15 protein-coding genes and 1 riboswitch are annotated in these 18,593 nt (G+C 56.8%); of the genes, 7 read left to right on the top strand and 8 right to left on the bottom strand.

The features are described 5' to 3' along the window. Positions 1-46: 46 nt before the first annotated feature. From DYE26_RS32790 to spoVAC, 6 genes are all read right to left on the bottom strand, one after another. Positions 47-2,296 carry a DUF4129 domain-containing transglutaminase family protein gene (locus tag DYE26_RS32790; RefSeq protein ID WP_051985348.1) on the bottom strand — a complete coding sequence of 750 codons (2,250 nt, stop codon included), beginning with the start codon at positions 2,294-2,296 and terminating at the stop codon, positions 47-49. Further along, a complete protein-coding gene (locus tag DYE26_RS32785; protein ID WP_036621063.1) occupies positions 2,293-3,561 on the bottom strand; it encodes a DUF58 domain-containing protein in 1,269 nt (422 codons plus the stop codon). The genes DYE26_RS32790 and DYE26_RS32785 overlap by 4 nt, the downstream gene beginning before the upstream one ends. Positions 3,562-3,563: 2 nt before the next feature. Further along, a complete protein-coding gene (locus tag DYE26_RS32780) occupies positions 3,564-4,520 on the bottom strand; it encodes an AAA family ATPase (RefSeq protein WP_036621062.1) in 957 nt (318 codons plus the stop codon). A gap of 108 nt (positions 4,521-4,628) precedes the next feature. Next, positions 4,629-4,979 (bottom strand): stage V sporulation protein AE, encoded by a 351-nt coding sequence (gene spoVAE, locus DYE26_RS32775; protein ID WP_036621060.1) that lies wholly within the window; start codon positions 4,977-4,979, stop codon positions 4,629-4,631. Beyond that, positions 4,976-5,998 (bottom strand): stage V sporulation protein AD, encoded by a 1,023-nt coding sequence (gene spoVAD, locus DYE26_RS32770; RefSeq protein ID WP_036621057.1) that lies wholly within the window; start codon positions 5,996-5,998, stop codon positions 4,976-4,978. The genes spoVAE and spoVAD overlap by 4 nt, the downstream gene beginning before the upstream one ends. Next, complete coding sequence (gene spoVAC / locus DYE26_RS32765; RefSeq protein ID WP_051985347.1) at positions 5,998-6,498, bottom strand: stage V sporulation protein AC; 501 nt, start codon at positions 6,496-6,498, stop codon at positions 5,998-6,000. The genes spoVAD and spoVAC overlap by 1 nt, the downstream gene beginning before the upstream one ends. A 481-nt stretch (positions 6,499-6,979) precedes the next feature. Between spoVAC and DYE26_RS32760 the strand changes: the two genes are divergently transcribed. The 6 genes from DYE26_RS32760 (at position 6,980) to DYE26_RS32735 (ending at position 13,853) form a co-directional block, all read left to right on the top strand. Further along, positions 6,980-8,053 carry a M42 family metallopeptidase gene (locus tag DYE26_RS32760; RefSeq protein ID WP_036621056.1) on the top strand — a complete coding sequence of 358 codons (1,074 nt, stop codon included), beginning with the start codon at positions 6,980-6,982 and terminating at the stop codon, positions 8,051-8,053. A gap of 745 nt (positions 8,054-8,798) precedes the next feature. Continuing rightward, a riboswitch (cyclic di-GMP riboswitch) is annotated at positions 8,799-8,888 on the top strand. 209 nt (positions 8,889-9,097) lie between these two features. Then, positions 9,098-10,363 (top strand): methyl-accepting chemotaxis protein, encoded by a 1,266-nt coding sequence (locus tag DYE26_RS32755; protein WP_036621055.1) that lies wholly within the window; start codon positions 9,098-9,100, stop codon positions 10,361-10,363. 18 nt (positions 10,364-10,381) lie between these two features. Continuing rightward, positions 10,382-10,816: a GAF domain-containing protein gene (locus DYE26_RS32750; protein WP_036621054.1), complete on the top strand. Its 435-nt coding sequence runs from the start codon at positions 10,382-10,384 to the stop codon at positions 10,814-10,816. Positions 10,817-10,836: 20 nt separating this feature from the next. Beyond that, positions 10,837-12,462, top strand: a complete 1,626-nt coding sequence (locus DYE26_RS32745; protein WP_036621052.1) for a thiamine pyrophosphate-binding protein — start codon at positions 10,837-10,839, stop codon at positions 12,460-12,462. Positions 12,463-12,509: 47 nt separating this feature from the next. Further along, positions 12,510-12,851 (top strand): hypothetical protein, encoded by a 342-nt coding sequence (locus DYE26_RS32740; RefSeq protein ID WP_036621050.1) that lies wholly within the window; start codon positions 12,510-12,512, stop codon positions 12,849-12,851. 12 nt (positions 12,852-12,863) lie between these two features. Beyond that, a complete protein-coding gene (locus DYE26_RS32735) occupies positions 12,864-13,853 on the top strand; it encodes a ketoacyl-ACP synthase III (protein ID WP_036621047.1) in 990 nt (329 codons plus the stop codon). 214 nt (positions 13,854-14,067) lie between these two features. On the opposite strand, the gene DYE26_RS32730 is transcribed toward DYE26_RS32735, so the two are convergent. Both DYE26_RS32730 and DYE26_RS32725 read right to left on the bottom strand, forming a co-directional pair. Beyond that, a complete protein-coding gene (locus DYE26_RS32730; protein WP_051985346.1) occupies positions 14,068-15,027 on the bottom strand; it encodes a phosphotransferase family protein in 960 nt (319 codons plus the stop codon). Positions 15,028-15,098: 71 nt separating this feature from the next. After that, the gene (locus DYE26_RS32725) at positions 15,099-17,126 is read right to left on the bottom strand and encodes a beta-galactosidase (protein ID WP_036621045.1); all 2,028 of its coding nucleotides are present in this window, start codon (positions 17,124-17,126) and stop codon (positions 15,099-15,101) included. Positions 17,127-17,252: 126 nt separating this feature from the next. Between DYE26_RS32725 and DYE26_RS32720 the strand changes: the two genes are divergently transcribed. Further along, positions 17,253-18,086, top strand: coding sequence for an AraC family transcriptional regulator (locus tag DYE26_RS32720; protein ID WP_036621043.1), 834 nt, complete (start codon positions 17,253-17,255; stop codon positions 18,084-18,086). The last annotated feature ends 507 nt before the right edge of the window (positions 18,087-18,593 follow it).

Raw genomic sequence — 18,593 nt, 5'->3', positions numbered from 1 at the left:
CGCTGGGGGCGCGGGGGAACGCAAATTCAAATGCCGTTTCGCCGGCTTAAGGCTGCATGGGCAGTCCGCAGCCGCGGCGACCGCTCGTACGCTTGAGCAGATCGCGGGCGAGACGACGGGCCGCTTGCCATTCTTCCTCCGAGACGGAGGCGGAGCTGTAATTCGCTTTTTCGAAGCTGGCCAGCAGCGGGTCGAGCGCGCCGGACAAATGCGGCTTCTCCCGCTTCCAGCGGGCGAACGTTTCCCGCAGCGTTTCCTGGTCGCCGCGCGTAAGCCCCCTGAGCCGCAGCCTTTTGACCACCCGCAGCGTCTCGAACACCGTCTTCTCGCCGGGCGTTAAAGGCCGGCCCAACCGCAGCCGCAGCCAAGTGAAGTAAAGCTCGTTCCGAACCTGATACAGTCCCCAAGCCAGCAGCACGGGCAGCGCGATAAGGGATACGCGGCGAAGTACGGCAGGATCGATCTTGTCCAGGAAACTTTCTTCTATGGCTGCGGTCTCCGTCTCTTGAGCCGGCTCCGGCGCCAGCGTCTCCACGCTGTCCTCCTCGGCGAGCAAAATCGGCGCGTCAAAGCCTGGCGTCGCCTCGAACGGAATCCAGCCGTAATCGCCAAAATACAGCTCCGCCCAAGAGTGGGCGTCGGCGTTGCTTACCGTGTAATTCCCGCTGATCCCAGGACTCCGCATCATCATTTCCTCGCTCGGCTGGGTTCCCGGCGCGTAGCCCTTCACCCACCTGGCCGGAACCCCCAGCGACCGGGCCATGATCACCATCGCCGTCGAATAATAATCGCAGTAGCCCTGCTTGATTTCGAACAGAAAGCTGTCGACGAAGTCGCCGCTTTCGCGCCGGGACAAGTCCGGCTTGTTCGTATATTCGAAGTTTTGCCGCAAATAAGCCTGCAGCAGCTCCATTTTCTCATACGGCGTGGACCCTTCCGCCGTGATCTCCCGCGCCAGATCCTTCACCCGCTGCGGCAGGCTGTCCGGAAGCTGCAAGTACTCCCCGTCCGGGGGCTCCGGATACAGCTCGTCATAGTCAGCCTGCTTCAGCTCCCGCAACGGGATGAGCGGAACATTTGCGACAACCTTGTATTTTCGCGGATAATCCGGGAGATCGCCGGGATCGCGGTACCCGTGCCAAAACAGTTCGCCTTCCCGCCGGGCCCAACGCATATCGGCAGACTGCTGCCGGTCGTCCAGCAGCTCGACGCTCTCCATCGCGTAGCCTCCGAACAGCACCGGATATTCCTGGTCGGTGTTCATCGTAATGATTTGCTCGACCTGTCTTGTCTCGACTTTCCCGGGACGATCCGCGGCGAGCGGCCCGTCGGACGGGGCGCCCCGATACCGCTCGGTCTCCCGCGGCTCATCCTCCAGATCGGCCCAGCCCTTGCCCGAGTAGATCCGGCGGGTTTCCCCGCGCCAGTATGACCTGACGGGCGTGGATACGGACATGACCGGCGTGTAACTGAATTCGAAGCCGTCGCCCAGGTCCTTGTCGTCGCGGCTGTATCCGGACATAATTTGCTCCTGGGATAGGGCCGTTCCCGTAGTTTCTACAGCGCCCGCAAGCGTTGTTCCCGCGTCGCCCCCCGCTCCGCCGCTGCGCTTGATCCAGGCCGTGTAGGGATCGGTCAGCGTCGGCGAAACCGCCGGCATGCTGATGCCGATCAGCAGGACGCAGGCAAACACCAGGGCGATGTTTATAGCGACTTTGATCGGCTGCCGCCGCAGCCGCTGCCACCCTTGCGGATATTTCAGCCGGTATTCGTAAAAATGCCAGCTGGCCAGCCAGCCCAGCCCGGCAAAAACAAGCCAGGCGACATTGGACCATAGATAATAGGAAGTAAAGGAGTCCAAAATCGTGAACGCCAGCAGATGAACCGCCAGAAACAACAGGATGCGTTTGCGGCCGACGACCAGCCGAACCGCCAGTTCCAAGAGCGCCCAGGCCGCCAGCGAAAACCAGATATACGGAACAAAGGACAGCGCCATGCCGCGGATCTGGTCGGGAAACAGCGGTCCGTAAGGGACGTAAACACCGCAGCCGGTCAAGACGATCCTCCATCCGGCAAGAACAAGCGCGATTTTGACCGTCCATCTCCAAGCGGCCTTGATCGGCAGCAGCACTTCGATAAGCGCTATGGTAATGACGGTGACCGTGACCAGCGTGGTCGTGGCCGAAAACCAGATCGGCTCGGTAAAATCGATCCACTGCATGGCGATGACCGTAAGCCAGAGCATCACGAGCAGCCGGTACGAAAACCATTTCCAGTGCGGCGCCGTGGTCATCATAGCTTCGCACCTCCCATGGCTGCCGGCAGCTCGCCGAGGGCAGCGATTTGGACGCCCCCCAGCCCTTGCTCGCGAAGCGTCCGCTGCCAGGCGGAAGGCTGGCTTCGATTGGCCCGCGGCTGGGCTCCCGCCGAGTTCCCACGGCCGATTTGGATATGATACGGCACCATTTGCCGCGTTTTGGCCCAACGCAGCATGCCCAGCGCCTTCTCATCGGCCAGCGGGCTGATGAGAATAAAAAACGCCCCCGGCGGAAACCATTCTTTATGCGATTCCAGCTTGTCGAGAGGGTTGCCGTAACCGTCCGCGTCGATGTCCACGAGATGATGGATCATCTGCTCGCGTTCCAGAGAACCTTCGGCGGGCGCAAAGAGGCGAAACGTTTTGCCCATCGTGCCCATGCCCATGCTGATCCGCGCCCTAGCTCCATACTCCAGCAAAGAGGCGGCCGCCGACACGGCCAGCTCAAACTGGGCTGCGCCCGCATAGCTGGCCGTATGGGCGTCGAGCAGCAAAACCGTCTTCGGCAGCGACTCATGCTCGAACTCCTTGGACTTCCACGAACCGGTTTTGGCCGTCGCGTTCCAATGAATCCGGGAGATCCGGTCGCCGTAGACGTAGTCGCGTACCCCGTTAATCTGCGTCGTTTCCCGCCGCGAAAGGGAGATGGCCGTCTCCGGCCCGGCCAGACGCGAATTGCGGCTGTACAGCTCCCAATGCGGGATGAACACGGTGCGCGGCAAGATGCGGAACTCCCCGCCGGACTGCACCGTCCCCGTATGCTCCATCAAACCGAAAATATCCTCGGCGCTGCAGGTCGTGCCGGCAAATACGTATTTCCCCCGCTCAAGCGGGGGCGTCTTGTACACCAGTTCCGCGCGTCCGCGAAAGTACGGAACCACACTGTCTTCAAACGCCCAGGTGTCGCCGTTGTGGCGCTTCAGCGTCTCGCGGATGACGAGGTAAGGCAGCGGCATAAACGCCGGGAGCTGCAGCCTAAGCCTGACGAGCACCTGCTGGCCCGCTTGCAGCACTCCGCCGCGTTCTTCGAGCGATAAATTCCGCGAGCCCCGGATCCGCTTCACGCCGCCAAGCCCGCCGATCGCCCAATAAGCGGCCAGCACCGATACCATCATCAACAACATAAACGAAGTCTTGCCGCCCTGAAACAAAACGTACAGGAGACAGATCAGCCATACGGCGGCCACTCTCCAAAATTTCCGGCTGGCAAGACCCGCTTTAACTCCTTCGAGAAACTCCCGCATAGTTACCGCCCTACGGATAGCGGCACCTGGACCTGCCGCATGATTTGCTCCAGAACCTGGGCGGCATGGACTTGCCCTAGCCGGGATTCCGGACGGAGCAAAATCCGGTGGCCGAGCACGTACGGCGCGAGCGTCTTGATGTCATCCGGCAGTACATAATCCCGCTCCTGCAAAAAAGCGTACGCTTTGGCGGCCGCCACGAAAGCCAGCGAAGCGCGCGGCGAAGCTCCGAGCAACACGTCTTGATGCTCGCGCGTACGGCGGACGATGTCCAGCAGGTAATCGGCCAGCGCTTCACTGAGATACACATCGCGGATTTCTTGCTGAATGGCCGCGATTTCTTCCATCGTCGTCACCGGCTGCAGCTGATCGGCCGGCTGCCCCTGGCTGTGGGAACGGAGCAGCGATTTTTCGGTGGCCGCATCGGGGTAACCGAGCCCGATCTTCAGCATAAACCGGTCCAATTGAGCCTCCGGAAGCATGTATGTTCCTTCAAAATCGATCGGATTCTGGGTCGCGCACAGCATGAAAGGCCGCGGCAGCTCATAAGTGATGCCGTCGGCGGTCACGCTCCGCTCCTCCATCACTTCCAGCAGCGCGGACTGCGTTTTCGTGGTCGCCCGGTTGATTTCGTCGGCCAGCAAAATATTGGTCATCACCGGCCCGGGCCGGAATACGAACCGTTCCTCATGGGGATGAAACACCGATACGCCCGTAATGTCGCTGGGCAAAATGTCGGGATTGCATTGAATCCGCCGGTAATCGCCGCGCATGGACTTGGCCAGGGCTTTGATCAGCTGCGTTTTCCCCGTACCCGGGACATCCTCGATTAATACATGTCCGCCGGCAAGCAGCGCGGAGAGCAGGAGATGGATTTCAAAAGATTTTCCTAAAATGCACGATTCCAAATTATTTTTTACGGCGGTTAAAGTTCGAATCGATTGCTGTTGTACGGGCACGTATTTTTCCCTCCCAAATAGAACCCTGTATATATCTACCTATTTTACATGAAGATAGATTGGGAGTACACTCGCCGGCCCGCAAAAAGCCTGATTGTTATTTATTTCCTAGCCTTTGGGCCGGACGACCAAGGCCGCCAGGAAGGAGAAGATGATCGCTGAAGAAATCCCCGCGCTGGTGACTTCGAAAATACCGGTAATGACCCCGATCCAGCCCTGTTGCTGAAGTTCGGTCAGCGCCCCGTGAACAAGCGAGTTCCCGAAGCTGGTGATCGGCACGGAAGCCCCCGCCCCGGCGAATTTGACAAGCGGATCGTACCAGCCCAAACCGTCCATGATTGCCCCCACAACGACCAGCGTGCTCATCGTATGCGCCGGCGTCAATTTAAGCACGTCGAACATCAGCTGCCCGACAACGCAAATCAACCCGCCGATTACAAACGCCCAAACATAAATCATGATTCGCTTTCCTCCTTTTCCAGAGCGACCGCATGGGCGATGCAGGGAATGCTTTCCCCCTGCTGATAGGACAGCGGGGACAAAAGCGCTCCGGTGGCAACGACCAGCACGCGGCCGAGCTCTTTGTTTTTTAATTTTTGCAAAATCGAACCGTAGGCGACCACGGCGGAACAGCCGCAGCCGCTGCCTCCGGCCATAACGAAGGGCTGTTTGCCGCGGTCGTAGATCATCAGCCCGCAATCGTTAAATTCCGTCTTATCCATCGGTACGCCGTCTTTGGCCAAAATATCTTTGACAATGGCATGTCCGACCGAGGCGAGGTCCCCCGTGACGATTAAATCGTAATCTTCCGGCCCCCGCCCGGTGTCGCGGAAATGGGAGACCAGCGTATCCGCGGCCGCGGGCGCCATCGCCGCCCCCATGTTGAACGGGTCCTTCACGCCGAGGTCCTGGATTCGCCCGATCGTGGCATGTGTGATCCGCGGCCCCCGGCCTTGCGAAGACACGACGGCGCATCCTGACCCGGTTATCGTATATTGAGCCGTCCCCGGTTTCTGCGAGCCGTATTCCGTCGGATAACGGAACTGCTTCTCCGCCGTGCAGTTATGGCTTGCCGTGCCGGCCATCACGTACCGTCCGGCTCCGCTATCCGTAATCAGCGCGGCCAGCGCCAGGCCCTCCATGGAAGTGGAGCAGGCCCCGAAGACGCCGAGGTACGGAGCGGCGATGGTCCTGGCCGCGAACGTGGCGGAGATGATCTGATTCATCAAATCGCCGCCGACAAAGCAGGACAACTCCTCCCGGGCGATCCCCGCGTTGACCAGGGCGAGGGCGGAGGCATGCTCGAGCAGCTTGCGTTCGGCCTTTTCCCACGTCTTTTCGTCGATTTCCAGATTGTCGTACACGAAATCAAAAGTCCCGCCGAGCGGTCCGCCCCCTTCCTCGGGACCGACGACCGTGGCCGCCCCGACGATCGCCGGTTTGGACCGAAACTCCCAAGTTTGTGCGCCAATTAGCATCAGTGGCCCCCCTCCAAACCGAAAATCGCATAAACCACCCCTACGATAAAAGCGGCCACCACGCCAAACACGACCACCGATCCCGCCAGCTTGAACATGTTGGCCCCAACGCCAAGCACCAGCCCTTCCGCCCTGGATTCGAGGGCGGAGGAGCACATCGAGTTGGCGAAGCCCGTGACGGGAACGGCGGTGCCCGCTCCGGCCCATTGCGCGATTTTATCGTATACCCCAAGCGAGGTGAGAATGACGGAAATCAAAATCAGCACGGCGGCGGTCGGACTGCTCGCCTCCCTTGACGTCATCCCGGCAAACGTCATGAACAACTGCTGGATACCTTGTCCGATCAGACAAATGAAACCGCCGACCAGAAAAGCTTTGAGACAATTGGCAAAGATGTTTGTCTTCGGCTTGTGCTGGTCGGCAACCTGCTTGTACTCCTCTTCCGTCAGCAGCAGATGGTTCAGCTTCACCCGGGCGCCCGGTTTACTTTTTGTTGGCAACGGTATCCCTCCTTTTTCTGCTCATGCCTTATAAGCACGGTATATTCATTATTTGTCAGCGACTGGCTTGTTATGTTTGGTAAATCATCCATAGCGGCAAGCGGCGAACAAAACAAAACCCGCCAAAGATCGCTCTGGCGGGTTCGGGACACCGGGTTTTGGGTAAAACAATTAGCGTCAAACAACGGAACTGGCGTCCAAGGCGTCCTATTTGTTTTTAAAGGTACAAAAGAATGATGACCAGCAGAATAAAGAGAAGACAGATCAACAGCCAATCCATGGAGCGGAGTTCCATTTTTTTGCCTCCCTTATTTGGCCCCTTGCTTGCTAAAGTATATGCGCCGCCGCGAATTTGGTGCTTGGCCCGGCGGCAAAAGAACAGGCCTTTTCAGGCGCATGGACAATCGGAACAAGGTGGTTCATACTAAATGTAGAAAGCGTATGGCCTTGCCATTTGCAGGAAAAAAAGGAGAGAAACAAGATGAATGAAAAAACGCAGCAGCTGTTTAAACAGCTGACCGAATTTCCGGCGGCCCCCGGGTTTGAGCGGGAGCTGCGCGCCTTGGTGAAGGAGAAAATGTCCGCTTTTACGCAGGAGTTCGTTCAAGACCGGCTCGGCAGTTTGTTTGGGGTACTGCGCGGCGATGAGCAGGGACCGCGGGTCATGGTCGCCGGGCATTTTGACGAGGTAGGCTTCATCACGACCGGCATTAGCGATAACGGTATGGTGTCTTTTCAGCCGCTCGGGGGCTGGTGGAGCCAGGCGGTATTGGCGCAGCGCCTGCAGATCGTTACGCCGAAAGGGAAGATCGTCGGCGTGGTCGGATCGACGCCTCCCCATCTGCTCGATGAAGCGCAGCGCGGCAAACCGGTCGACCTGAAAGCGATGTACCTGGATATCGGCGCCGACAGCCGCGAGGAAGCGGAAGCGGCCGGCGTGCAGATCGGGCAGCAGATTTTGCCGATCTGTGAATTTACTCCGCTCGTCAACCCGAAAAAAATCATGGCCAAAGCCTGGGACAACCGGTACGGCGTCGGTTTGGCGATCGAGCTGCTGGAAGCTTTGCATGGGGAAAAACTGCCCAACGTGTTGTACTGCGGAGCCAATGTGCAGGAGGAGCTGGGCACGCGGGGAGCGCGCACGGCGGCCAATTTGATCCAGCCGGACATCTTCTTTGCGCTGGACGCCAGCGCCGCAAACGATATGACCGGCGACAAACGGGCCTTCGGCAAGCTGGGCGAAGGCGCTTTGCTGCGGGTGTTCGACCCGACGATGCTGACGCATCGGGGGCTGGTCGAGTATATCCGGGACACGGCCGATACGCACCGCATCAAATACCAATATTTTGTATCCACAGGCGGAACCGACGCCGGTCCGGTTCATTTGAGCGGCATCGGCGTGCCTTCGGGCGTGATCGGCATCTGCTCGCGTTATATCCACACCTCGTCGTCCATCATCCATACCGACGACTACGCGGCCGCCAAGGAGCTGCTGATCCGGCTCGTCAAAGGGCTCGACCGCACAACGCTGGCTACCATTCTGGAGCGGAGCTGACCAAACGGCGGGGGCGCTGCTTTAATTAACGCCTGGATGGCAGGCTAACTCCTTGTTTAGCTTGACCGTCCGGCGGTTTTATTTTCGCTTAAGCAAGCCCGGTGAGCTCTCCCGCTGGATCCTGGCGACGGACCGAGACGCCTTTATTTCGGCGAAATCGCCGGCTTTCAGAATCTAACGGACACCGGACGACCTTACTCGGCACTAGCGTTGCATTAATTCTCTAGCCACAACTAATCTAACGGTTGCCACAACCGCTATTCGCTCAAAAAACGTTGATTTCAAATTGTAACGGTTGCCATAGCGCTTATTTCACTGAAATCCGGCTCATTTTGCTTAGATTCAGGCATATAACGCTTCTCACAACCGTTAAAATTTTGAACAGGGCTTTTTTCGTCAAATAGCCGCTATTACAACCGTTAGATTTTCTGCGAACCCAATTTTGCTTCGAACACCTAAGCCTTTCCAGGAAAACTGAACCCAGCCGTATGCGATAGGTCGCCATCAATACCTTGAATCTAAAATAGGATATATAGTACATTATTCCTATTAGACCCATATTTTACCTTCTTTTTCTAGAGCCAAAGTCATCCCCTTATAGTCCCCTATTATTGAAAATTTTTTGAATTTGCCGAAAATTTTATGAAATATCAGGGCCCGCTTTCCGATATAAGTAATATATTCCTAATCTGTGGGAGCGCCGCGACTTCACTCTCCCATCATTCACAACCAAATACAAGGAATAGGATGTAAATCGCAAACCTGGCCGAAAGGCAGGGACGCAAAGCCACGGATCTAAAATTCTTAACGGAATCATGACCGCCGGGATGCCAACCTTATGCCGAATCATGGCTTGTTGGCCGCCGGACTTTCTTCGCGAAAGTCTTTTTTTGGTTTCAATTAGGGCTTGGGGCCAGGTTAAAACGTCGCGGCGAAGCTTCGGACAAGGAAGGAGGGGACCTGCTTCTAAAAAAGTTAAAACGGCGAAACACGGAAAACGGCAGCTGCTAAGGGTATTAGAGTGACAGCAAAGGAGTAAGTAACTTGAAATTATCCCATTTCGGTAAAGGCTTAGCCCGCAAGTTGTTGTTGCTGATTGCCGGACCGCTTGCGGTGCTGGCGATCGTGCTCGTTCTGATCTTCTGTCTGCTTGGACTGATGAACGTCTGGGCCGCCGCGCTGATGATCGCCCTGTTTGCCTTGATCGGCGCGGGGGAGGCCGTGCTGATTGCCGGGCTGCTCGACAAATCGTTCCAAAAAATGGCCGAGCGGACCAAAGCCATGACGGAAGGCGATTTAGCCTTCGACGGCGACGTCCAGGTGATGGACGAATTCAGCGAACTGGCCGGCCACCTGAAGCTGATCGGCGCCCAATTAAGGGAAGCGGCCGGGCAAATGCAGGACATGTCGGCCAAGGTAGCCGATACGTCGCGGGACTTGACGGGCAATATGGAGTTTTGCAACGACCTCGTTGTAGGGGTCACGGAATCGATCAAAATGATTTCCGAAGGTAGCGAGCAGCTCGTCGAAAGTGCACGGAACAACCATTTGATGCTTGAAGAAGTCGGAAAAGGCATGGAGCACATCGCCCTGTCAGCGCAAGGTGTGGCGGAGGAAGCGACCGAGGCCGCGGCTCAGGCGAATGCGGGCAATGAAGGCATCGACCGCCTGGTTGACCAAATGAGCAAAATTTACGAAACCACGGTCGCTTCGTCGCAAACCGTAAACCAACTCGGCGAGCGGACGGAAGAAATCGACAAGGTCACTCTGCTGATCTCGGAAATTTCCAGTCAAATCAATTTGCTGGCATTAAACGCGGCTATCGAGGCCGCAAGAGCGGGCGAATACGGCAAAGGGTTCGCAGTGGTCGCGGGCGAAATCCGCAAGCTTGCCGAGCAATCGGCGGCATCGGCCAAGGACATCGCCGAGATGGCCGGCCATATCCGCACAGGCTCCGATCAATCGATCGAAGCGATGAAACGGGTCATGGCCGAGGTCGAGACCGGAAGCGTCCTCGTTACCTCCGCCGGCGATTCGTTCCAGCAAATCGTGCATTTGGCCGAGCAGGTGTCCACCCGGGTTCAGGAAGTTTCCGCGGTGACGCAGCAGATCAGCGCAAGCACGGAACAAATCATGGACTCCGTAAGACAGACGCTCGAGATTACCGAGGTCAATCTGGCCGGGACCAAGGAGATCATGGCTTGCTCGGAAGAACAGTTGACCGCCATGGAAGAAACGCTCGAATCTTCCAAGCAGCTCGAGACGGAAGCCGAAAAACTGAAGTCCCTATTAAACAGATACTCAATCTAGCAAGCGAGGAGGATGGACATGGAACGATTAGCTTTGCTGTTTGAAGCGCTGGAACGCCTGACCGGCGTGGCCGATATCGCCTATCACGAAATCAGGGAAGGCCGCTTGAACCCGGTGTTGAAAACGAAAACGGATCACCTTGGCGTGGAGCGGTGGAAAAGCGTACATGCGCAAAATCCGGTCTATATCGAACATGACCGCCTGCTTCGCGAACTGATGGCCCATCCCCAAACGGCGGCAGTGGTCCAGGACGTCAAAAACGATCCCAGGTCGGCCGATGAGTTTTTTCTGTTCGGGATCGACAGCATCATGGTTATTCCCGTCATGCAGGACGGCGCGGTACAGGGGATTGTCGTTGTCGCCTCGATAGGCAAGCTGCATTTTTTCTCCGCCGAGGAGATCGAACGTGCGGAAGCACTGGTGAACGAATACAGAGATGCGTTTCAACACTAGGATAAGGAGATATCCGGAATATGAACATAGCCGAAGCCATACTCAAGTATTTGAAGGAAACCGGAGTGGATTGTATTTTTGGGATTCCGGCAGGAATCATCGGTCCGATTTACGATGCGTTGATCGATGTCGATATGAAGCCGATCATTACGAAAAATGAAGCTGGAGCGGCTTATATGGCGGCGAGATATGCCAGCACCTCCGGGAAGCTGGCCGTTTGCGCCGGCGCCGGGGCGGTAGGCGTAGCGAACATGATGAACGGGATCGCCGACGCCATGCGGGCCAAAGCTCCGCTGCTCGTGATTACCGGCTACGTAAACCGGTGGCAGATCGGCAAAGGTGCCATCCAGGAGATGGACGCCCAGCATATCGTCAGACCGATCACCAAATACAGCAACACGGTCATGAACGAAACGGAAGTCATGGCCGAGCTGGACAAGGCGGTAAGGATCGCCCTTACACCTCCTTTCGGGCCAGTACATATTTCCGTGCCGATCGATGTGCAGCGGATGGAAGCGCCCCCCAGCCTTCCCGCCGCCCCGGATCCCGCGCTGCTTCAGCGGATTCCGTTCGATCCGGCGGAGTTGGACCGGGCGGCTGCCCTGCTGAACGAAGCGGAGCATGGACTCATCATGGTCGGACGCGGCGGGCGCGCCGCAGCCGAAGAGATTATGCGCCTTAGCGAGCGGCTGCAGTGGCCCATCATTACGACGCCGTCGGCAAAAGGAATCATCCCCGCCGACTTCCCCCTTAACCTGGGGAATTACGGGTTTTCCAGCACCGACGCGGCGTTTGAATACGTCAACGCTTCCCCGGCTTCGTGCCTGGTCATCTTGGGAACAAGCCTTGGGGAAGCCTCTACCTGCAATTTCAACGAAGCGCTTGTGGCCGGACGCAAAGTGATCCATATCGACCGCGACGGCAAAGAGCCGGGGAAGGTCTTCAAAACGGACGCGGCGGTGGTCGCCGATCTCCAGGACGCGGTCCCCTATCTTCTCCGGCAGGCTCAGCCTGCGCCAGGAGCTTTCAAAAAGCCGCTGCCGCTTAACGAACCTTATGAACTCAATCATACCGGCTTGTCGCTGCGGCTGTTTTTGGAGAAGCTGTCCAAGGTCATGCCGCGGGATACGCGTTATGTGTGCGATATCGGGGAATTCACCAACTTCGTGCTGAAGTATCTGGAAGTCCCCGCGGGCGGAGACTTTGAAATCAATCTAAACTACGGAGCGATGGGCTCGGCGATGGCCGGCGGACCGGGACTCTATCTGGCCGATTCAAGCCGTCCGGTCGCGGTGATCGCCGGCGACGGTTCGTTTTTCATGAACGGTTCCGAAGTGCTTACGGCCAAGGAGTACAAGCTGCCTATCACCTATATCATCATCAATAACGCTATGCTTTCCTATGTCGAACGCGGGCAAAAATTTCTGTACAACCGCACGATGCCGGACTATAAGCAGGAGCGGATATCCATCGCCGACATGATGCGGACGGCCGGAATCCGGACGATGTCCGTGGACCGGCTGGAGGATATGGACGAAATCCCGGGATTCGTCCGGGAAATGGCAGGCCCTTGCCTGATCGAGGTGAATACCGATGGCAGCGAGCCGGCGCCGATTCTCGATCGTCTGAAGGCGCTGAAAAAGTAATTTTTTTAATTTTTAACTATCAACGATTACAGGAGGAACCACATCCAATGGGAAGCTTTAATATTAAAATCGATCAATCCGCCAAAGTATTTCACGCCGATGTAGAAGGAACCTTTTCGCCCGAAGACGGACAAGCGTCCATCGAGGCTTATAGCAAAGCGATTTCAACCATTTCCGTACCGGAGTATGAAATCGACATCGACTGCACCAAACTGAACGTCTCCGCGCCGGATTCACTGCCGCTTCTGGAAGGATGCTTTGCCCTCTACAAAAAAGACGGCTTCAAAAAAGTGACGCTGCGCATTGTCAAAAACCCGATTCTGAAAATGCAGCTTTCGCGCGTGGCCCGAACCGTTAAGCTGGACAGCTACGAAATCATCGAAGTGTAAGGAGAGATGGCTATGAGAGGCGTGCAAATTCGCGAGATTGCCATGTACCATCCGGCAAATGAAGTGGATAACGAATACTACATCAACTATTTTGCGGAAAAAGGGACGGATGTGACCGGTCTCGTAACCGCGCTCGGGCGTAACAAGCGTTTTATCATCGACAACCCGGAAGAAAATACGCTGACGATGGCGGCGGAAGCCTCAAAGCTGGTGCTGAAGAAAAGCGGTCTTGAGGCCAAGGATGTAGACCTGATTATTTTTACATCGCAAACACCGGAGTATCTGCTCCCCAGCAATGCGCTGAAGCTGCACCATGCACTGGGCGGCGACCTCTCTACAGCCTGTTTTGATATCAACGCCAACTGCGCGGGCATGCTCGTGGCGATCGAGCAAGCCTGCCGGTATATGACGGCCAACCCGCGGGTAGAGCGGGCGCTTGTCGTCGGGGCGGATTATTTGTCGATTCACAGTCCGGAGCAGCCCGTCTATTACTCCAACTTTGCCGAGTCGGCGGTTGCCGTCATTTTGGAGCAGGCGGAAGGAACCCGCGGGCTGATCGACTCCGTTTATCAAACCGATACGTCCGTGATCGACAACTCCCTGTTCCCGGCCCACGGTTTGTCCAATTTGTACCGCGAGGAGTTTACGGCCAAAGACGCGCAGGTGCAGTTTACGCCGTTTGACGATTCGGTTTGCGCGGAATCCGCGGTGAACTCCATCCGCATTTTGCTCGAACGCAACAATCTGAACAAGGAGCAAATCGGCGGCTTCCTGTTCTCCCAGTTCACCATCGGCAATATTAAACGGGTTGCCGAAGGCCTGGGGATCGATCAAGACAAAGCCGTCTACATCGGCGACCGATTCGGATACACCGCTTCGACCAGCCCGCTGCTCGCCCTTCACGAGGCCGTGCAAGCCGGCAAAGTACAGCGCGGCGATTACCTCGTCTTCTGGACGGTTGGCGCCGGTTGGCAAAATGTCAGTCTGCTGATGCAATATTAAGAAGAGGAATTCCTAAAAAAACGCGGGTTGCCGAGGAGAATCTCCCTGCAGCCCGCGCTTTTGTTGCTCCCACCGCTACAGCATGGAGCGGCCCCCCGTTGTTATACAACGATCATGCATATTGCTCGTGCGTCATTCATGCCATCGGCCCTGCGCTTCCCTCTTCTCACTAAAATATACTTCATTCAGGTAGTCGCCAGAATGCGTGCCAACATTAAACATCCTTATTTAAACCGCTCCAAGTACGGGCTAAATGCTCCTCCGCCCAGCGGATATGATTCGCGTCGATGTACTGGCGGAACCTGCATTCGATATGAAGAATCAACGCAATGTACAGGTCGTACAAGGCCATCCGCTCGCGCTCCGCCAAAGTAAAATCCTGCTTGCCGTAGCCGTCCAGGAACGCCCCGTTTTCCACAAACGAGCGGAAGTAGTATTCCATCAGCGGATCGCCCCAGAGCGCCCTTTCGCAGTCGATGATGGCGATAAGACGCCGGTCTTTGACGAATACGTTCCCGTCCCACAAGTCCCAATGGACCAGCCGCGGAACCGTGACCTCCGCCAAGCTGGCCTGCCGCTCCCGAAGCAGGGCGAATACCTCCTCCGCATCCATCGGGAGGGCAACGGCTTGATCCGCGGCATCGGCCAACAGGCCGCCGATCATATTCGTAAAGACGGCCGGCCAGCTATCCCCTTGACTGTCTTCCCGTGCGTAATACCCGAATCTTTTTCCTTGAATTTCGTTAATCCGCCGGTTCACCCGGCCCAGTTCAACTTCAATGTCCCGCCGTTCCTCCGGCTTAAGCCGCTCCTTCACCTTGTTGTAAGGATCGCCCGGAACGAACTCCATCAGGAACCACTCGCTTCCCTCTACGCCACGCTCCTCGTACAGAATCCCGGGCACCGGGATACCGTCCGCCGCGGCGAGCAGACGAAGCACCTCCACCTCCGCGGTCATCACATTCCGCTCATATCGCAGCATCCCTTCCTCCGAACCGGGAGCAAGCTTCAGCACCGTCTTCATGCCGTTATCCAAGGTCAAAGCGTACGCGGAGTTGAACCAGCCGTCCTTTAATTCCTCAAACCCTTCCAATCGTCTCTGTCCTTGAAACGCTCGCTCCACTAAAGCCGTGAGCTCCTCGCCGGACAACCGCCGCTTGATTGCGCTTTCCACACCCGCTGCCTCCTCTTTGAAAAAGCACCCCGGACGCGAAACCGCCTGCAGGGTGCTTGATGAACGTGATTCTATTTATCTTCCAGGATGAGCACGCCGCGGCCGGGCACGGTTACGGTTCCGGTCAGCGTCTCCCCGCTAAGCAGTTCCTTTTTGGCATTGGCGCCGATATCCACTTGGGCGTCTTCCGCATTGTGGTTAAGCAGGAACAGATAAGCTTTGCCGTCTTTCACCCGGCGCGCCGTCTCAACGCCCGCTGGAGCTTCAAACAGCGGTTTGATTCCTTTTTCCTCGCATAGATTTTTGAGGAATCCTTGCAGGAAAGAAGCTTCCGGACTGCTGGCGACATAATACGCCCGGCCGTTGCCGAAGCGGTTCACCGTCAGCACAGGCATGCCTTTATAGAAATCCGCGCCGTACTCCGCCAGCACTTCGGCGCCTTCCGCATGAATGAGGTCGCAGAGCAAGCCGCATTCGTATGGTCCTGTAAGTTCGCCCCACGGCTGCTTCATGACGATTTGGTTCTTCTGGTCCGGGAACAGCGCGTCGATCTCTTCCGCCCAAATGCCCAGCACCGGGCGCAATTCCCCCGGGTACCCGCCCGTCGTAACCAGATCGTTCTCGTTAACGATCCCGCTGAAGAACGTCGTAACGAACGTCCCGCCGTTTTGGGCAAATTCCTCCACCTTTTTCGCAAAACCCGGTTTCACCATATACATGACCGGCGCGATTACGATCTCGTATTTGCCGAAGTCCTCTTCCACCGACACCATATCGCATTCCACATGCATCCGGAAGAGCGCATCATAATATTTGTGAACCTCATTAACGTAATTCAGCGCGACGGTCGGTCCGCTGGAGAGTTCCGTCGCCCACCGGTTTTCCCAATCATACAGAATCGCCACCTTGGCTTCCGTGCGAGCGTCGAGCAGCGTGTCGCCCAGTTGCTGCAGCTCCCGGCCGAGCTCGGCAACTTCGCGGAATACGCGGGTATGCTCATGTCCGACATGCTCGATCACGGCGCCGTGGTACTTCTCGCACGCCCCAATCGACCGGCGGAGCTGGAAGAACAGCACCGTGTCGGCGCCGTGGGCGACCGCCTGGTAACTCCATAGCCGCATTACGCCCGGGCGTTTGAGCGAGTTGTAGGGCTGCCAGTTTTGCTGGCTTGGCGTTTGCTCCATCAGCATAAACGGCGCTCCGCTTTTCAGCCCGCGCATCAAGTCGTGCGTCATCGCCGTATGGCTAACCGGCGTATCGAGAGAAGGGTAGTTGTCCCAAGACACAATATCCATGTACTTGGCCCATTCGAAATAATCGAGCTCCGGATAGAAACCCATCAGGTTCGTCGTTACCGGTATGTGCGGCGTATGCTTTTTGATGGCCTCATATTCCAGCTTATAGCAGTCGAGCAGCGACTGGGACTGAAAGCGCCGATAGTCCAGGGAAATCCCTTGGAAATTGGTGCGGTTTCCGTTCCATTCTTCACTCAACTCGTTCGGAACAACGATATCTTCCCAATCGTAAAACGTATGCCCCCAGAAGCGGGTATTCCAGGCGCGGTTTACTTCATCCAGCGTGCCGTAACGCTCCTTGAGCCAGGTGCGGAACGCCGCGGCGCAGTTGTCGCAGTAGCAATATCCGCCGTATTCGTTGGATACGTGCCAGATCAAGAGGCCCGGGTGATCCTTGTACCGCTCGGCCAAGAGCCCGGCGAGCTTCTCCGAATACTTCCGGTAAGTCGGCGAGTTCGGGCACGAATTGTGGCGTCCGCCGAACCGGCGTTTCCGCCCCTGCACATCGACGCGCAGCACATCCGGGTATTTCCGGGCCATCCAGGCGGGATGAGCGCCCGTGCTTGTCGCCAGGCATACGTGCACGCCGCTTTTATATAAACGGTCGATCGTTTCGTCCAAAAAGCTGAAATCGTAGGTATCCTCGTCCTGCTGCAGCATCCCCCAGGAGAACACGTTTACGGTTGCCACGTCGATGCCCGCCAGCTTGAACATCCGTTCGTCTTCTTGCCAAATTTCAGGTCCCCACTGCTCGGGATTATAGTCGCCGCCGTACCATATTTTCGGCAGTTTTTCGTTGATCACTGCACACACATCCTTTTGAGAGTAATATAATTATATCTCCATTGTAGGAAGTTTCTTATCCGCTTTATATATAATATTTTTGTTTTGATATATAATAATGTGGAACTCATCCCAGGAGGGAAAAATATGAGCGCACGCGCGTTTACCCGTTTTGTTTTTTCTCCCGCCGCCAACCCCGATCTTCCGCTTCTTGTGGAGAGCATCGGTTACAATCCGAGTCAGGAAAAAATCACCCGCCCGAACGGATACCCCTATTATCATTGGCTGCAAACCGAGGAAGGCGAAGGCCTGGTTACCTACGGCAGCGAAAGTGTCGTGTTGTCGTCCGGCTGCGGCGTTTTGCTGCCACCCGGGATGCCCCACGCCTATGAGGCGAAGCGAGGCGCCGGCTGGGCAACGTATTATCTAACCTTCGGCGGAGCGGCCGCAGCGGCGATTTTGTCGGCTTTCGGCATTCGCGATTCCGCCTTGTTCCGCTGGGATCCGGAGACCCCTCTGGCCCCGATACTCGGCGAAATGCTGAACAAGGTCGGCAGCGGCACCGACCTGTTCGGCCTGGAGACGTCGGCCGGCACCTACCGTTTTCTGGGTATGCTGAGCAAGTTCGGGCATGCCAGTAACATGTCCGTCTCCCGCAATATGGAGAAGCTGGCGCCGCTGCTGCATTGGATGGAACAGGAGTACGGCAACCCCGACATTGGCCTGGAACAGCTTGCCCAAGAGATCGGCATGTCCGGCCGCCATTTAAGCAAGCTGTTCCAGCAGACGCTTGGCGTATCTCCCTACGCTTACCTGACCCAAATGCGCATCCATAAAGCCAAGGAGCATCTGGCCGGCGAACCGGGAGTTACCGTGGCCGCCATCGCCGGCAAAACCGGATTCCGCGATGCCAGCCATTTCGTCGCCACCTTTCGCAAGCATACCGGCATGACGCCGCAGCAGTTCCGCCGGCTGCATTAGATGCGGCCCCGGTGGTTGCATTGGTTGTTGCCGGTGGCTGATGCGGCCGGTGGTTGCACTGGTTGTGGCCGGCGGTTGCACTGGTTTGTGGCCGTGGTCGCACTGGTTGTGGCCGGCGGTTGCATAAAGCGCTGACCGGCCGCAAACGGACCAAGTTTGGCTGCTTGCCGTATAGCCCGGCCCGGCGTAAACGTCTCAAGTAACGCTGTTTGCAATACAGCTTGACCGTGCGTACGGGACACCTAGTTCCGCCGACCGCCATTTCGGCCCGGCACGATGCCCAAGCAGCTCAAGCAATTCCGGCGGCCAGTTGATGTTGCGACAAATCATTTCTGACCCCAAAACAAACTCTAACGGTTGCCATAGCCGCTAATTGATCCCAAAACGCCGATTTCAAATTCTAACGGTTGCCATAGCGCTTATTCCACTTAAATCAGGCTATTTTCACCTGAATTAGAGTAAATAACGGCGCTGACAACCGTTAGAATTTAGAAAGGGACTTTTTTG

The organism is Paenibacillus macerans (genome assembly GCF_900454495.1).
GTDB classification, from domain to species: Bacteria; Bacillota; Bacilli; order Paenibacillales; family Paenibacillaceae; genus Fontibacillus; species Fontibacillus macerans.
Note: the sequence above shows the minus strand (reverse complement) of the source record. Positions and strands in the feature narration are given on the sequence as shown.

Bases quoted from the DNA above. Each gene is read 5' to 3' on its own strand.
- spoVAE (WP_036621060.1), bottom strand. From the start codon at position 4,979: ATGATTTATGTTTGGGCGTTTGTAATCGGCGGGTTGATTTGCGTTGTC.
- DYE26_RS32735 (WP_036621047.1), top strand. From the start codon at position 12,864: ATGAGAGGCGTGCAAATTCGCGAGATTGCCATGTACCATCCGGCAAAT.
- DYE26_RS32720 (WP_036621043.1), top strand. From the start codon at position 17,253: ATGAGCGCACGCGCGTTTACCCGTTTTGTTTTTTCTCCCGCCGCCAAC.
- DYE26_RS32785 (WP_036621063.1), bottom strand. From the start codon at position 3,561: ATGCGGGAGTTTCTCGAAGGAGTTAAAGCGGGTCTTGCCAGCCGGAAA.
- DYE26_RS32750 (WP_036621054.1), top strand. From the start codon at position 10,382: ATGGAACGATTAGCTTTGCTGTTTGAAGCGCTGGAACGCCTGACCGGC.
- spoVAD (WP_036621057.1), bottom strand. From the start codon at position 5,998: ATGCTAATTGGCGCACAAACTTGGGAGTTTCGGTCCAAACCGGCGATC.
- DYE26_RS32790 (WP_051985348.1), bottom strand. From the start codon at position 2,296: ATGATGACCACGGCGCCGCACTGGAAATGGTTTTCGTACCGGCTGCTC.
- DYE26_RS32740 (WP_036621050.1), top strand. From the start codon at position 12,510: ATGGGAAGCTTTAATATTAAAATCGATCAATCCGCCAAAGTATTTCAC.
- DYE26_RS32760 (WP_036621056.1), top strand. From the start codon at position 6,980: ATGAATGAAAAAACGCAGCAGCTGTTTAAACAGCTGACCGAATTTCCG.
- DYE26_RS32745 (WP_036621052.1), top strand. From the start codon at position 10,837: ATGAACATAGCCGAAGCCATACTCAAGTATTTGAAGGAAACCGGAGTG.